The organism is Streptomyces finlayi (assembly GCF_014216315.1).
Taxonomy (GTDB): domain Bacteria; phylum Actinomycetota; class Actinomycetes; order Streptomycetales; family Streptomycetaceae; genus Streptomyces; species Streptomyces finlayi_A.
The window spans coordinates 6,413,669-6,429,041 of the sequence record NZ_CP045702.1 but is presented as its reverse complement, the minus strand read 5'-3'; the positions used below and the strand labels follow the sequence as shown (position 1 = coordinate 6,429,041).

At 71.8% G+C, this 15,373-nt stretch carries 12 protein-coding genes; 3 read left to right on the top strand and 9 right to left on the bottom strand.

Annotation, left to right across the window (positions count from 1 at the left end; all coding sequences use genetic code 11):
* Positions 1-114: 114 nt before the first annotated feature.
* The 3 genes from F0344_RS29410 to F0344_RS29400 form a co-directional block, all read right to left on the bottom strand.
* On the bottom strand, positions 115-2,238 hold the full coding sequence (locus tag F0344_RS29410) for a tetratricopeptide repeat protein (protein ID WP_185301644.1): 2,124 nt from the start codon (positions 2,236-2,238) through the stop codon (positions 115-117).
* A 183-nt stretch (positions 2,239-2,421) separates the two neighbouring features.
* Positions 2,422-3,048: an NUDIX domain-containing protein gene (locus F0344_RS29405; RefSeq protein ID WP_185301643.1), complete on the bottom strand. Its 627-nt coding sequence runs from the start codon at positions 3,046-3,048 to the stop codon at positions 2,422-2,424.
* Positions 3,049-3,129: 81 nt separating this feature from the next.
* A complete protein-coding gene (locus tag F0344_RS29400) occupies positions 3,130-4,779 on the bottom strand; it encodes a CTP synthase (protein ID WP_185301642.1) in 1,650 nt (549 codons plus the stop codon).
* A 427-nt stretch (positions 4,780-5,206) separates the two neighbouring features.
* Between F0344_RS29400 and F0344_RS29395 the strand changes: the two genes are divergently transcribed.
* Positions 5,207-7,009, top strand: coding sequence for a glycoside hydrolase family 15 protein (locus tag F0344_RS29395; RefSeq protein ID WP_185302953.1), 1,803 nt, complete (start codon positions 5,207-5,209; stop codon positions 7,007-7,009).
* Positions 7,010-7,280: 271 nt separating this feature from the next.
* A complete protein-coding gene (locus F0344_RS29390; RefSeq protein ID WP_185302952.1) occupies positions 7,281-8,906 on the top strand; it encodes a PucR family transcriptional regulator in 1,626 nt (541 codons plus the stop codon).
* A 16-nt stretch (positions 8,907-8,922) separates the two neighbouring features.
* Here the strand turns inward: F0344_RS29390 and F0344_RS29385 are convergent, their stop codons facing one another.
* From F0344_RS29385 to F0344_RS29365, 5 genes are all read right to left on the bottom strand, one after another.
* Positions 8,923-10,017, bottom strand: coding sequence for a glycosyltransferase family 4 protein (locus tag F0344_RS29385; RefSeq protein ID WP_185301641.1), 1,095 nt, complete (start codon positions 10,015-10,017; stop codon positions 8,923-8,925).
* A gap of 186 nt (positions 10,018-10,203) precedes the next feature.
* The gene (gene recN / locus F0344_RS29380) at positions 10,204-11,949 is read right to left on the bottom strand and encodes a DNA repair protein RecN (protein WP_185301640.1); all 1,746 of its coding nucleotides are present in this window, start codon (positions 11,947-11,949) and stop codon (positions 10,204-10,206) included.
* 96 nt (positions 11,950-12,045) lie between these two features.
* Entirely contained in the window at positions 12,046-12,951 is a 906-nt protein-coding gene (locus tag F0344_RS29375; protein ID WP_185301639.1) for an NAD kinase, read from the bottom strand.
* Entirely contained in the window at positions 12,948-13,763 is an 816-nt protein-coding gene (locus F0344_RS29370) for a TlyA family RNA methyltransferase (protein ID WP_185301638.1), read from the bottom strand. Before F0344_RS29370 ends, F0344_RS29375 begins: the two co-directional genes overlap by 4 nt.
* A gap of 7 nt (positions 13,764-13,770) precedes the next feature.
* Complete coding sequence (locus tag F0344_RS29365) at positions 13,771-14,073, bottom strand: hypothetical protein (RefSeq protein WP_374940127.1); 303 nt, start codon at positions 14,071-14,073, stop codon at positions 13,771-13,773.
* Positions 14,074-14,117: 44 nt separating this feature from the next.
* Here F0344_RS29365 and F0344_RS29360 point away from each other — a divergent pair, with 44 nt between their 5' ends.
* Positions 14,118-14,465, top strand: a complete 348-nt coding sequence (locus F0344_RS29360) for a sterol-binding protein (RefSeq protein WP_185301637.1) — start codon at positions 14,118-14,120, stop codon at positions 14,463-14,465.
* 9 nt (positions 14,466-14,474) lie between these two features.
* Here the strand turns inward: F0344_RS29360 and F0344_RS29355 are convergent, their stop codons facing one another.
* The gene (locus tag F0344_RS29355; protein ID WP_185301636.1) at positions 14,475-15,278 is read right to left on the bottom strand and encodes an ABC transporter ATP-binding protein; all 804 of its coding nucleotides are present in this window, start codon (positions 15,276-15,278) and stop codon (positions 14,475-14,477) included.
* Positions 15,279-15,373: the final 95 nt, after the last annotated feature.

Genomic DNA, 15,373 nt, shown 5'->3' with positions numbered 1-15,373 from the left:
TCCGGGCATAGCGGTGGATACCCGGATACACCCAGCATAAATGGAGACACCGCAGTGACACGCGGCGGGAGCCAGTCTAATGAAGGACTTCGCGCTGTCTAGCCTTACAAAGCATTAACTTTCTGCCGAAGCGCTACGGATTTCGTAGGCAGAACCCTCCTCACCCAGCAATCTGTCGGCCGCACCCCGGTGCAGCCCCGCGGCCGCGGGGTCTCCCAGCCGGTCCAGCGTGTCGGCCAGTCTGAGCTGGAGCGCCGCCTGGAGCCGTACGTCCTGCGCCTGCCGCGCCAGCTCCACCGCTTCCCGGCAGGTGTGGAGCGACTCCTGCGGGCGGCCCGCGTACTCCTGCACCCGTGCGGCCTCACTGAGCGCCCGCGCCTGGGCGGGCACGTCCCCGAGCCTGCGGTGCCCGGCCGCTGCGGCCCGCCAGTTCCGCAGGGCCTCGCCGTACCGCCCGGCATACGTGTGGACGGCGCCGAGGCGTCCGTACAGCCGCGCCTCGTCGGCCCGCTCACCCTGGCTGAGCCGCTGCGCGAGCGCCCTGCCGTACCAGTCGGAGGCCCGGTGGTAGTCCCCGAGCTCGGCGTACGCCCCGCCTACGGATTCCATCGCACGGCCGGTCGCGTACAGGTCCTTCGCCTCGCGTCCGGCGTCCAGCGCGGCCCGGTAGCGGGTGATCGCGTCCTGCGTGCGGCCGGTCCGGGCGTCCAGGTCGGCGAGGTTGAGCAGAGCCGCGGCCTTCTCGCGCGGCAGATCGCGGCGTTCGGCGACATCGAGGACCAGCCGGTGCAGCCCGTACAGCTCCGGCGCCGCCTCCTCGGTTCCGCGGTGCACGGCCAGTGCCCGTACGAGCGCGGCCACCAGCCTCCTGGCCAGGGTGTCCAGCTCACCGTCCTCGACCGCGATCCTGGCCGAGGCGAGCAGGGCGGGCTGGCGCATCCGCAGCCAGGCGGCGGCCGACTCCGTGTGGGAGAACCGCAGGGACCTCGGCAGTCCGGCCAGCTTCCGCTGGGACGGGGAGTCCTCCGGATCGGTGACCGCCCGGCAGGACTGGAGCTGCCGCACGGTCCGCTCCAGCATCCGGGCCCTGGCCAGCTGGATCTCGGCCGGCCTGTCCCGTTCCTCCAGGAGCGCGCGCAGCATCGGCGCCAGACAGCCGGGCACCTCGTACTGGGGCAGAGCGGCACCGTTCGTACGCAGCAGGCCGAGACCGACGAAGTCGTCCAGCGTCGACTGGGCCGCCGATACGGAACAGCCGGCGAGTGCCGAAGCGGTGTGGGCGTCGGCGAGCCCGGCGGGCGCGAGGGCGAGCAGGCGCAGTATCCGGGCGGCTGCCTGCGGCAGGGACTCGTAGACCAGCCGGAACGCACGGGCCAGCGGCCGGGCGCCGGTGGACCGCTCCACGTCGTCCGGCAGTTCGCGCACCTGCTTGGTGACATCGGCCACGGACGCGTAGGGATGGGCGGCGAGCCAGCCGCCGACCAGGACGAGCGCGGCCGGCTGCCCGCCGCACTCCTCGGCGAGCGTCTCGGCGGTGCGCGGATCGACGGTGATGCGGACCTGGCCGATCATCCGGCCGAGCAACTGCACGGCGGAGCCCGCGTCCAGGCCGCCGATGGTGCAGGGCCGCACGCCCGGGATTCCGGTGAGCGGCCCCGTCGCGGTGGCCACGACCAGGCAGTCCGGGTTGTCGGGCAGGAGCGGGTCGACCTGTTCCGCGTCCACGGCGTCGTCGAGCAGAAGCAGCACCCGGCGTACGGCGAGGGCCTCACGGACCATCTCGGAGAGCTCGTCCTCGTCGGCGCCGGGCGGGCCGGTCATACCGAGCAGGTCCAGGATGTCCCGGGCGGTACGTTCGGTGGGGACCCGGTGTCCGTCCGGATCGGTGAGCCCGACCCGCAGCACACCATCGGGATAGTCACCCGAAGGGGCCGGACCGGAACCGGAACCGGTACCGGAACCCGAAGCGGAAGGGGAACCGGCGAGCCGTCGGGCGAGTTCGGCGGCCAGCGCGCTGCGGCCCGCACCAGGCCGGCCGGCGATCAGCAGCACCCTCGCCCGGACACTCCCCCGCCCCGCCAGCGTGTCCAGCCCGGCCCGCTCGATATCGGCCCGGAGCTCCTTCAACTCGCGTTCCCGCCCGAAGAACCCGAAGATTTGGGGTGGGACGGTACCGGACGGCTCCTCGGTCCCCGCTGCTCCTGCCGGGCCGCTGGTGTCCACCGCCTGATCGGTCACGAGCCACGCTCCACTTCGCTGCACGCGGTGCCCGCCGGAACTCCGGTCGGGGCTTCCCGAGCGTAGTTCAGGGCTGTGGACGATCACGGTGGAGCGCGGCGGACAAGTCCCCCGATCGGATCAGCGTTTCTTACGACTGTCCGACCGAGGGCGGCTTCACGGCAGGAGGCGCCGGACGGGCCGTCAGGCCTCGAACGGCCTGGCCGGCCACGGAGCTTCGGCCGGACGCAGGGAATCCGCACCTTCGCCACCGAGCACCGCGGTGAGCGAGAGGACGCCCACGACCAGACAGCTGTTGTGCAGGTCCCCGGCGAGTACACCCCGTACGAGGTCCTGGAGCGGCACCCGTGCCAGCTCCATGTCGGCCTCCTCCTCGGCGACCTCGAAGCGTTCGCCCACCACCTCGGAGAGGCCCCGGGCCAGGAAGACGCGCACGGCTTCGTCGCAGCCGCCCGGGGTGGTGTAGACGTCCGTCAGCACCCGCCAGTCCTCGGCCTTGACGTGCGCCTCCTCGTACAGCTCGCGCTGGGCGGCGTGCAAGGGGTTCTCACCGGGGACGTCGAGCAGCCCTGCCGGGATCTCCCAGAGCTTGTGGCGCACGGGGTGCCGGTACTGCCGCAGGACGAGGACGCTGCCGTCCTCGTCGAGCGCGAGGACCGCGACGGAGCCGGGGTGGACCTGGTAGTCGCGCCGGGCGACAGTGCCGTCGGGCATGACGACGTCGTCGGTCCGCATGCTGGTCTTCTTGCCGGTGAAGGGCGTTGCGGTCGCGGTGACCTGCCACTCCTCCGGCGTGTCCTGGAAACCCATCTACGTCCTTCCACGAACAAACAGAAACCGGGGTACGCGTCCGTGCGGACGCGTACCCCGGCCAACCGTATCCCCTGCTGACTACTTGGCCGTCTTGCGCTCCACGGCCGCCTTCACCAGGCCCGCGAAGAGCGGGTGCGGGCGGGTCGGGCGGGAGGTGAGCTCCGGGTGCGCCTGAGTGGCGACCAGGTAGGGGTGGACCTCGCGCGGGTACTCGACGAACTCGACGAGCTTGTTGTCCGGGGAGGTTCCGGAGAAGACCAGACCGGCCTTCTTCTCCAGCTCGGCGCGGTAGGAGTTGTTGACCTCGTAGCGGTGGCGGTGACGCTCCTCCACGTAGGGCTGGTCGGCGTACGCCTCACGGACGACGGAACCCTCGGCGAGCTTCGCCGGGTACAGGCCCAGGCGCATGGTGCCGCCCAGGTCACCCGCGCCCTCGACGTAAGCGAGCTGCTCCTCCATCGTCGAGATGACGGGGTGGGAGGTGGCGGCGTCGAACTCGGTGGAGTTGGCGTCGGGGATCTCGGCGAGGTTGCGCGCCGCCTCGATCACGATGCACTGGAGACCGAGGCAGAGGCCGAGCAACGGCACCTTGTTCTCACGGGCGTACTGGATGGCGCCGATCTTGCCGTTGACACCGCGGTCACCGAAGCCGCCGGGGACGCAGATCGCGTCGACGTCGGCGAGCTGCTTCGCGGCACCGGCCGGGGTCTTGCAGTCGTCGGACGCGACCCACTTGACCTGGACGCGGGCCCTGTTGGCGAAACCGCCGGCCCGGATGGCCTCGGTGACGGAGAGGTACGCGTCGGGCAGGTCGATGTACTTGCCGACCAGTGCGACGGTGATCTCGTGGTCGGGGTTGTGGACACGGTCCAGCAGGTCGTCCCACGTCGTCCAGTCGACATCGCGGAACGGCAGGTCGAGCTTGCGCACGACATAGGCGTCCAGGCCCTCGGTGTGGAGCACCTTGGGGATGTCGTAGATGGAACGGGCGTCGGGGCAGGCCACCACGGCGGTCTCGTCGACGTCGCACATCAGCGAGATCTTGCGCTTGATGGCGGTCGGGACCTCGCGGTCGGCGCGCAGCACGATGGCGTCCGGCTGGATACCGATGTTGCGCAGGGCCGCGACGGAGTGCTGGGTGGGCTTCGTCTTCAGCTCGCCGGACGGCCCGATGTAGGGCAGCAGCGAGATGTGGACGACGAAGACGTTGTCCCGGCCGACCTCGTGGCGGACCTGGCGGACGGTCTCCAGGAACGGCAGCGACTCGATGTCACCGACCGTGCCGCCGACCTCGGTGATGACGACGTCGACGTCGTCGGTCGCCATGCGGCGGATGCGGTGCTTGATCTCGTTGGTGATGTGCGGGATGACCTGGACGGTGTCGCCGAGGTACTCACCCCGCCGCTCCTTGGCGATGACCTGCGAGTAGACCTGGCCGGTCGTGACGTTGGCCGAGCCGTCGAGGTCGACGTCGAGGAAGCGCTCGTAGTGGCCGATGTCCAGGTCGGTCTCGGCGCCGTCGTTGGTGACGAACACCTCGCCGTGCTGGAAGGGGTTCATCGTGCCCGGGTCGACATTGAGATAGGGGTCGAGCTTCTGCATGGTGACCCGCAGGCCCCGTGCCTTGAGCAGTGCACCCAGGCTGGAGGCAGTCAGACCCTTGCCGAGGGAGGAGGCGACACCCCCGGTGACGAAGATGTGCTTGGTCGTCGTGGATGTGGGCTGCATAGCCAAAGGGGGCTCCCGTGGTCGCGATCGTGAGGTGCGTACCGGCGTGCCGTACCGGGGGTTCCGGAGGTGCCGTCGCTGCGGTTCGGGGGCCTCGTCCACTGTCGGGAACGACCACCGGTCCACGGGCTACCAGGGTAACAGCGACAGCGAGAGGCTGCTTCCGGCCACACTCCGTCACAGCGGCACCACAGGATGACCGCACTCGCTTCACGTCCCACCCATTCAGCTCAGGAGCGTTGTCAAGACCGTCGCGCGGATCATCCTTTCGCGTCGTATCCTGCTCGGACACTCGCTGCCGAGTTGACCGGTCGGCGGCACCACGCGCCCGCTCAGCCGGTGCGAAGATCTCATCGGTTCTTCTACACAAGGCCCACCCGCAGTAAGCGCCCCCCGGGGCGACATGGCCGTTCGACTGGAGACGCACGTGGCCGGGCGCATCGAGGATTACGCACTCATCGGAGACATGCAGACCGCTGCCCTGGTCTGCCGGGACGGCACAGCCGACTGGCTGTGCCTTCCCCGCTTCGATTCACACGCCGTCTTCGCAGGACTGCTGGGCACGGAGGAGCACGGCTTCTGGCGTCTGGCTCCGACGACCGGCGCGGAGACGACACCGCCCCACGCGGACCGTCGCCGCTACCGAGGGGACTCCCTCATCCTGGAATCGGAGTGGGACACGCCGCGCGGCACCGTCCGCGTGACCGATTTCATGCCACCACGTGACGGCGCGCCGCAGCTGATCCGGATCGTGGAGGGGGTGAGCGGCCGGGTGCCGATGCGCTCGGAACTGCGCATGCGGTTCAGCTACGGCCGGGTCACACCCTGGGTGCACAAGGTCGACGGACGTACGGTCGCCGTCGCCGGTCCCGACTCCGTCTGGCTGGACACCCCGGCCGAGACCTACGGCAAGAACCTGACGACGTACTCCGACTTCACCGTGGGACCGGGTGACCGGGTCGCGCTCACGATCAGCTGGCAGCCCTCGCACCGCGAGCCCCCCGCTCTCCCCGACCCGGAGGGGTCGCTGGAGGCGACGGAGCTCTTCTGGCGCGAATGGGTCGACCAGTGCACGTACCACGGGCCCTACCGGGAGGCCGTGGTCCGCTCCCTGATCACGCTCAAGGCTCTGACGTACGCGCCGACCGGCGGCATCGTGGCGGCCCCGACGACCTCCCTGCCGGAGGAGATCGGGGGCGTACGGAACTGGGACTACCGCTACACCTGGCTGCGTGACGCGGCGATCACCCTGTCCTCGCTGCTGCGCACCGGCTACCGCGAGGAGGCCCGGGCCTGGCGCGAATGGCTGCTGCGGGCCGTCGCGGGCGACCCGGAGAACCTGCAGATCATGTACGGGATCGCGGGCGAGCGGGAGCTGGGCGAGGCGGAGCTGGACTGGCTGCCCGGTTACGAGAACTCCGGCCCGGTCCGCGTCGGCAACGGCGCGGCGGGTCAGCTCCAGCTCGACGTGTACGGCGAGGTCACCGAGGCGCTGCACCTGGCGCACATGACGGGCCTGACCCGCAACGACTACGCGGTGGGGCTCCAGCTCAAGCTGATCGAGTACCTGGAGAAGCACTGGGACGAGCCCGACGAGGGCATCTGGGAGGTGCGCGGCCCGCGCCGCCACTTCGTGCACTCCAAGGTGATGGCCTGGGTCGCGGTCGACCGCACGATCAAGCTGATCGAGTCCGGGGACACCGACGGGCCGCTGGAGCGCTGGCGTGACCTGCGCGACGAGATCCACCGCGCCGTCTGCGAGCGGGGCTACGACCCCGAGCGCAACACCTTCACGCAGTCCTACGGCTCGAAGGAACTGGACGCGTCCCTTCTGCTCATCCCGCAGATGGGTTTCCTGCCTCCGGACGACAAGCGGGTCATCGGCACGATCGAGGCGATCCAGCGCGAACTGTCCACGGAGGACGGTTTCGTCCTGCGCTACCCGACGGCGGGCGCGAACGCGGGTGTGGACGGCCTGGAGGGCGACGAGGGCGCGTTCCTGGCGTGTTCGTTCTGGCTGGCGGACGACCTGGCCATGATCGGGCGGGTCGACGAGGCACGCAGGCTCTTCGAGAAGCTGCTCTCGCTCCGCAACGACCTGGGGCTGCTAGCCGAGGAGTGGGACTCGCGTCTCCAGCGCCAGGTGGGCAACTTCCCGCAGGCGTTCAGTCACGTGCCGCTGATCGACACGGCCCTGCGGCTGACGGCGAGCGGGGCGTACGTCGGCTGAGTGCGCGGGCCGCCAGGCCTGATCCACCGCGACGGCCCGCCGGATCTCTCCGGCGGGCCGTTCGGCTCGTGGCGCTCCGCCCAGGTGTGACGCACGGCACACTGACAGAACGACGGGCAAACCGGCCGCGCGCGCGACGAGTTGTCCAGCCGGTGTGCGCCCCGCTTCCGGCGGCGGCTCCCCGTCGATGTTCACGGCCCCCTTCGCCCGGTAGCTTCCTGGTCAGGACGACAGCCCGTCGGACCCGAGTGGAAGCGTGAGGCCGCAGTCAGTGGAGACCCAAGGCGGAATTACCGTCCAGCGCGCTCTGGAACTCCCCGGGCTGCGCGGCGGGCTCCCCGAGGTGGTGGCCGGCGCGGACCGGCTGAACCGTACGGTGCGCTGGGTGCACGCCGGTGAGGTGCCGAACATCGCCTCGCTCCTCAAGGGCGGCGAGCTGCTGCTCACCACCGGTCTCGGGCTCGGTACGCGGCCCGCCGAGCAGCGGGCCTTCGTCCGCCGTCTCGCCGACCGGGGGATAGCCGCTCTGGTCGTGGAGCTCGGGCCGCGCTTCAGCCGGCTGCCCGCCTCGATCGTGGACGCCGCGCGGGCGGCCGGGCTGCCGCTCGTGCAGCTGCACCGCGAGGTGCCGTTCGTGGCGGTGACCGAGGAGGTCCACACCGAGATCGTCAACGGGCACTACGCCCTGCTCCAGCAGGCCGAGGAGGTCCACAGGCGCTGCACCCACGCGCTGCTGGGCGGCGGCGGGGTCCCTCAGGTGCTCGGCATCCTGGCGGACTTCACCGCCAACCCCGTCTTCCTGGAGACCGCCGACGGCCAGCTGCTGTACGCGGCGGGCACCGCGACCCGCTCGGGAAGCGCGGACCCGCTCCAGGTCTGGGACGGGATGCGCGGCGGTCGCACGGCCCGTGAGACGCCGCCCACGGGCGCGCTGCTGGTGGATGTGCCGGGCGGTGGAGCGGGGGCCGGTTCGGTGCGGGCCAGGCTGGTGCTGCTGGCCGTGGACGGGCCGCTGGTGCCGGTGCACCGGATGGCGGCCGAGCGGGCCGCCGGCCTCATCGCCGTCGTCCTGATGCAGGCGCGCCAGGAGGAGGAACTGGCGGCACGCGGCCGCGGAGACTTCCTCACCGACCTCGCCGAGGGCCGGATCACCGCGGAGGACGCGCCCGCCCAGGCGAAGGTCCTCGGCTTCAGGCCGGGCGAGGCGCCGCTGCTGCCCGTGGTGATGCGCCTGGCGCCCGAGCTCTCGCCCTCGGGCAACTGGGCGCTGCTCGCCCGTGCGGTCCTGGAGGAGCTGTCGTCGGTGGGCGTGCCCGTGCTGCTCGGCGTCCGGCCGGTGGAGGGCAGGGTTCCGCTTCTGTTGGGGCTGCGCTCGGAGACCGAACGCACGGCGGTGGCCGACCGGGTCGCCGCGGCCCTGCGGGCGGGTGTGGAACGCGCCGGCCTGGAGCGCGCGGGCTCGCACCCGCCGGTCGTGGTGGTGGGTGTGGCGGGCGGCTGGGCGGCGGCCGGAGCGGGGCTGCGGCACGCGGCGGAGACGGCGGCCGCGGCGCAGGGGCTCAGCGACCGTCCGTGGTACGACGCCCGGCGCCTGGACATCGATCTGCTGCTGTGGCGCCTGCGGGACCATCCGGATCTGGCGGCCTTCGTCGACCGGGCGATCGGCCCGCTGCAGAACCACGACCGCACCTCGCGGCCCGCGCTCCTGCCGACGCTGGAGGCGTATCTCGCTCATGCGGGCCGCAAGGCGGAGACCGCCCGCGAACTGCATCTGAACCGGCAGACGCTCTACAACAGGCTGGCCCGCATCGGGGAACTGCTCGGCACCGACCTGGACGATCCGCAGACGGTGCTGGCCCTCAGCCTGGCCCTGCGCGCGCGCCGTCACGCCGCGTAAGGAACCGTCCCGCCGTTCAGTGCGGGCCGACCAGGCGCGGCTGAGCCAACTCGTCGTACACGGCGAGCACTTGCGCGATCGTGTCGTCCTCGGTGGGCCAGCCGGCGGCCTGCACGGGCCCGGCGGCCGCGAGTCGCTCCCGTCGCTCCGGGTCGCCGAGCAGCCCGCTCACGGCCCGGGCGAGCGCTTCGGCGTTGCCGTACGGGACCAGTTCGGCGGCGTCACCCACGAGTTCGGGTGTTCCCCCGACCGCGGTGGCGACCAGCGGAACACCGAGCCGCAACGCCTCCTGCGCCAGCAGCGACCGGGCTTCCCAACGGCTGGAGACGATCGCCACGTCGGCGGCGGCGAGGAGTTCACCGATGTCCTCCCGGCAGCCGATGAGGCTGACGGGCAGCTGCTCGTCCCTGATCCTGCGCTGCAGGCCCGCCCGGCCCGGCCCCTCCCCCGCGATGACCAGCAGGGGCATGGGGTCCAGTTCCCGCCACCTGCGTGCGGCGTCCAGCAGTGTGCCGTATCCGTGGGCGGGCACGAGGCTGCCCACGGACATCAGCAACGGCCGCTCCACCGCGCCGAGTTCGGCCCTCGCCTTGCCGTCGTGCACACCGGCCGCGAACCGGGCGGGCGGCATCGCGACCTGCGCGAGCCGGGCGTCGCGCGCGCCGCGCCTGCGGGCACGGTCGACCAGATCCGATGAGGTGCCGAGGACAACGGCCGCCGCACGGACGGCCCTTCGCTCCAGGAGCCGCAGCAGTCTGCGCCGGGCACCCTCGGCATGGGACCGGGTGTGCCAGGTCAGGACCAGCGGCGTGCGCCGCCCGCTGAGCGCGAGCCCGGCCCGTACCGCCGCGTGCAGTCCATGGGCGTGGACGACGTCGGCGTCCGCGCAGGCGGCGCGCAGGGCGGCGACGGCGGAAGGGTCACTGCGCCGGGGCACCGGCGTGAGACGTGCTCCGGTGGCGGGGAAGTCGTAGGCGCCGCCCAGCTCGGCCGGTGCGCAGACCGTGACCCGCACGCCCCTGGCCACGAGTCCCGCGGAGAGCGAGCTGACGTGCGCACTGCTGCCCGCACTGCCCCCGCCGAGGACTTGGACCGTATGCAGCTGTGACACGTTGGATGGCTCCCGGGGCTCCCGAGTCGGCGGTACGTACAGCGCCAAGGATGCCAGTCCGTACGCACGTTCCGGGACCGTCGGTGCCTTGTCGCCGTGTGCCCGGTGACAACCGGGCACACGGCCTCACCCGAACGGGTGAGACGAATGGCGCACCCTTGCCGGGGCGGCAAGGGTGCGCCCGCCCTACCTGTCCGCCCTTGCCGAGGCGAGCAGCTCCTCGGCGTGGGCGCGGGCGGTTTCCGAGTCCTCCTGGCCCGCGAGCATCCGCGAGAGCTCCCGCACCCGGTCCTCACCCTCCAGGACCGTGACACCGCTCCTCGTCACCGACCCGTCGACCGTCTTCTCGACCAGCAGCTGCCGGTCCGCGAAGGCGGCCACCTGGGGCAGGTGGGTCACCACCACGACCTGCGCCGACCGGGCGAGCTTCGCCAGGCGCCGGCCGACCTCGACGGCCGCCTTGCCTCCCACACCCGCGTCGACCTCGTCGAAGAGGTACGTCGGGACGGGCGCGGACCCCGCGAACACCACCTCGACGGCCAGCATCACGCGCGACAGCTCACCACCCGACGCGCCCTTGGCGATCGGCCGGGGCGGGGCGCCCGGGTGCGGCGCCAGCAGGAGTTCGACCTCGTCGGCGCCGGAGGGACCGTAGAGGACGCTCCGCCCGCCGATGTCGATACCGGACGCCTCGTCCGGCGCCTGAGTCTGCCTGATCGCGAACGAGACCCGGGCGTGCGGCATCGCGAGCGACGCCAGCTCCTCGGTAACGGCCTCGGCGAAACGCTCCGCCGCCTCCGTACGGGCGTCGGTCAACGCCTGCCCGAGTACGGAGAGTTCGCCGCGCAGCGCGTCGCGCTCCGCGGTCAGCTCGCCGATCCGGTCGTCGTCGCCCTCCAGCTCGGTGAGCCGGGCGGCGCCGTCCCCGGCCCAGGCCAGGACCGCGGCGACGTCCTCGCCGTACTTGCGGGTGAGCATGGTGAGTGCCGCGCGCCGCTCCTCGACCGCGGCGAGCCGCAGCGGATCGGACTCCAGCTGGTCGGCGTACCCGGCCAGCTCACCGGCCACGTCGGCCAGCAGGATGGAGATCTCCCCGATCCGGTCCGCGAGTCCGGCCAGCGCCGGATCGTGGGCCCTGACGGCCTCCAGTGACCGGCCGGCCGCCGCCACCACGGTCGTGGCGTCGACACCTTCCTGGTCCTCCGGGTCGCCCGCGAGAGCTCCGTGGGCGAGCGCCGCCGCGGAGGCGAGGGCGTCGGCGTGACCGAGCCGTTCCGCCTCGGCGGCGAGTTCGACGTCCTCGCCCGGCAGCGGTTCGACCGCCGCGACCTCGTTGAGGCCGAAGCGCAGCAGATCGGCTTCCTGCGCCCGTTCCCGGGCCCGCGTGGTCAGCTCGTCGAGTTCCGTGGCGACCGTGCGCAGCCGCCGGTAGGCGGCCATGTACGTGGCGTGGGGCCCGTCGACGCCGGCGCCCGCGTACCGGTCGAGGGCCTGTCGCTGGCGGGCGGGCTTGAGGAGCCCCTGCTGATCGGTCTGGCCGTGTACGGCGACGAGTTCGTCGGCGAGCTCGGCCAGCACTCCGACGGGCACGGATCTGCCGCCGAGATGGGCCCTGGAACGCCCCTCGGCCGAAACGGTACGGCTGATGAGCAGCGCGCCGTCGTCGAGCTCCGCCCCGGCCTCCTCGGCGCGCAGCGCGGCCGCGTCACCCGGAGCGACAGTGATCCGCCCCTCGACGACCGCGGCCTTGGCACCGATCCGCACCAGGGCGGGGTCGGCGCGCCCGCCGAGCAGCAGTCCCAGACTGGTGACGACCATGGTCTTGCCCGCGCCGGTCTCACCCGTCACCGCGGTGAAACCGGGTGACAGCTCCACCACCGCGTCGTCGATGACTCCGAGCGACCGTATCCGCATCTCCTCCAACACGGACACGACCTTACGAGGTCCGGAGCCCGGTGTGCGACGGGGCCCGGTCCCCGGTTCACTCTCCGGTGCCCCGGACGGTGCCGACGCGGGGCATCCGGGCGATCAGTGGGGCGCTCCCCGCCACCCCGAAACGGGCAGCGCGAACTTGGCGACGAGGCGGTCGGTGAACGACGCCTGGTGCAGCCGGGCCAGCCGTACGGGCACCGCACCGCGCCGGACCTCCACCCGCGCGCCCGCGGGCAGCTCCACGGTCCTGCGCCCGTCGCACCACAGCACCCCGTGCGGGGTGTGCGGCTGGACCTCGACGGCGAGCACCGAGGTCGGGGAGGTCACGAGGGGCTTGGCGAACAGCGCGTGGGCGCTGATCGGCACCATGAGCAGGGCCTCGACCTCGGGCCAGACCACGGGACCGCCCGCCGAGAACGCGTACGCCGTCGAACCGGTCGGGGTCGCACAGACGATCCCGTCACAGCCGAACCCGGTGACGGGCCGGCCGTCGATCTCCAGGACGACTTCCAGCATCCGGTCCGCCGACACCTTCTGGACGGCCGCCTCGTTGAGTGCCCAGTCGGTGTGCACGATGTCACCGTTGCTGTGCACGACGACATCGAGCGTCATCCGCTCCTCGACCTGGTAGGCGCGGGTGACGACCCGTTCCACCACCTGGTCCAGGTCGTCGCGCTCGGCTTCGGCGAGGAAGCCGACGCGGCCGAGGTTGACGCCGAGCATCGGTACCCCGGAGGCCCGGGAGATCTCGGCGCCGCGCAGCAGTGTGCCGTCCCCGCCGAGGACGACGAGCAGTTCACAGCCGTCGACCGCCGCCGGTCCGGTCTCGCTGACGATCTCCACGGCGGGCGGCAGCGGAAGATCGGCCGCCTCATGGGCCAGCACCCGCACGCCGAGGCCGCTGCGCAGCAGTCCCTGCACGACGAGTTCGGCGCTGCGGATGGCGGCCGGCCTCCCGGTGTGCGCCAGAAGAAATACTGTTCGTGCCGTATTCGTCGTCAACGAGGCCCCTCCGCCACTGCACGGTCGACATCCGCGGGATCCAGGTCAGGTGCTCCGGCCCGCAGCCACAGAAAGTACTCGACGTTCCCCGAGGGGCCGGGCAGCGGACTCGCCGTCACTCCGCGCACCCCCAGGCCCAGCAGACCGGCCCGCCGCGCCACCTCCCGTACCGCTTCGGCCCGCAGTTCGGGGCTGCGGACCACACCGCCGCTGCCGAGCCGTTCCTTGCCCACCTCGAACTGCGGCTTGACCATGAGGACCAGGTCCGCGTCGGGGGCGGCGCAGCGCGCGAGAGCGGGCAGCACGAGTCCCAGCGGGATGAAGGACAGGTCGCCGACGACCAGGTCGACCGGCTTCCCGTCGATCTGTTCCAACGTCAGTTCGCGTACGTTGGTGCGGTCCTTGACGATGACGCGTTCATCGGACTGCAAGGACCAGGCGAGCTGCCCGTAGCCGACGTCGACGGCGACGACGTGGTCGGCTCCCGCCCGCAGCAGTACGTCCGTGAAGCCACCGGTCGAGGCCCCCGCGTCCAGCGCCCGCCGCCCCTCCACGGTCAGCCCGAGAGGGACGAAGGCGGCGAGCGCGCCGGCCAGTTTGTGCCCGCCGCGCGAGACGTACTCCGGATCGCTGTCGTCCTTCGTGACGACGACCGCGGCGCTGGTCTCGACCTGCGTGGCGGGCTTGGTCGCCGTGCTGCCGCCGACGGTCACCCGCCCCGCCGCGATCAGCTGGGTCGCGTGCTCGCGAGAGCGGGCGAGATTACGGCGTACCAGCTCGGCGTCGAGTCGGCGACGTGCCACTCCTGCCACGTTCGGTTCAGCTCCTGTTGTCGTGCGGGGCCATCGGCGCGGGTGCGGGCCGGGCGTCCAGTGCGGTCAGCGCGTCGCGCAGCCCACGGTGTACATCCTCGTACACCTCGGTGTGCCCGTCCGCCGCGAGGTGGTCCGCATCGGCCAGACGCTCCAGCCGCGCGTCCACCTCAGCACTGCCCGTGGGGGTGCGGACGACGCCGAGGGGCGTGGGCGCCACGGGCTCGAAGGAGGGCGGGGCAGCTGGTTCCGGTTCCTCGGGCGTGTTCCCGGGCGCCGTCTCCGGCCCCGGCATCCAGTCGTCGCTCATGCCGAAACGCTACCCCGAAGGGCTGAGGTAGCGTCGACGGCGATATGGCGACCATGGAGGAGTGCCGCAGCGCACTCGGCAGACTTTCCGACAACCTCACCGGGGCCGAAGGGGACGTGCGCTCCGCCGCAGCCCTCGACCGGTCACTGAGCTGTCACATCAGGGATCTCGATGTCACCTTCACCGGGCGGCTGCGAGGCGGCCGGATCGTGGTGCACGACACGGCCGAGGGGCCGCCCCGGGAGAAGGCCGAGATCCGCCTGGCCATGTCCGGCGATGATCTGGTGGCTCTGGTGGACGGCGAGCTGCACTTCGCGAAGGCGTGGGGTTCGGGCCGGGTCCGTATGGAGGCCGGTTTCCGTGACCTCCTGAAGCTCAGATCGCTGCTCTAGGTCGCCGGCTCAGGCCTTGAGCCCCGCCCGGGCCTTCCGCGCGGCGGGGACCACGAGGGGCGTGCCCGTCTCGGGGTCGTCGATGACCTGGCAGCGCATCCCGAACACCTCCTCGACGAGTTCCGCCGTGACGATCTCGGTGGGCGGCCCCTCGGCGACGATCCGGCCGTCGCGCATCGCGACGAGGTGGGTGGCGTACCGCGCGGCATGGTTCAGGTCGTGCAGGACGGCCACGAGCGTGCGCCCCCGGGTCTCGTGCAGCTCCGCGCACAGGTCGAGCACGTCGATCTGGTGCTGGATGTCGAGGTACGTCGTCGGCTCGTCGAGCAGCAGCAGCGGGGTCTGCTGAGCGAGCGCCATCGCGATCCAGACACGCTGGCGCTGCCCGCCGGACAATTCGTCGACATAGCGACCGGCCAGCTCGCCGACGCCCGTGGACTCCATGGACTCCACGACGACCCGCTCGTCCTCGGGGGACCACTGGCGCAGCAGACCCTGGTGCGGGTAGCGGCCACGCCCGACGAGGTCGGAGACGGTGATGCCGTCCGGTGCGATCGAGGTCTGGGGCAGCAGCCCGAGCAGCTTCGCGACCTTCTTGGCCGGCATCGCGTGGATGGACTGCCCGTCCAGGAGGACCTGTCCACGGTTCGGCTTCAGCATCCGGGACAGCGCACGCAGCAGGGTCGACTTCCCACAGGCGTTGGGACCGACGATGACCGTGAAGGAGTTGTCGGGTATCTCGACCGAGAGGTCCTCGGCGATGACCCGCTGGTCGTAGCCGAGGGTCACCGAGTCTGCGGTGAGGCGCTGCATGGTCGTACTCCCGGAGTCGGTGGGCGTCATGTGCGGGGCGGCCGGCCCCGCGGCCGGTCGGGAGCCACATCGGCCAACAGAAAGTTAGGTTAGCC

Bases quoted from the DNA above. Each gene is read 5' to 3' on its own strand.
- F0344_RS29405 (WP_185301643.1), bottom strand. From the start codon at position 3,048: ATGGGTTTCCAGGACACGCCGGAGGAGTGGCAGGTCACCGCGACCGCA.
- F0344_RS29400 (WP_185301642.1), bottom strand. From the start codon at position 4,779: ATGCAGCCCACATCCACGACGACCAAGCACATCTTCGTCACCGGGGGT.
- F0344_RS29365 (WP_374940127.1), bottom strand. From the start codon at position 14,073: ATGAGCGACGACTGGATGCCGGGGCCGGAGACGGCGCCCGGGAACACG.
- F0344_RS29360 (WP_185301637.1), top strand. From the start codon at position 14,118: ATGGCGACCATGGAGGAGTGCCGCAGCGCACTCGGCAGACTTTCCGAC.
- F0344_RS29355 (WP_185301636.1), bottom strand. From the start codon at position 15,278: ATGCAGCGCCTCACCGCAGACTCGGTGACCCTCGGCTACGACCAGCGG.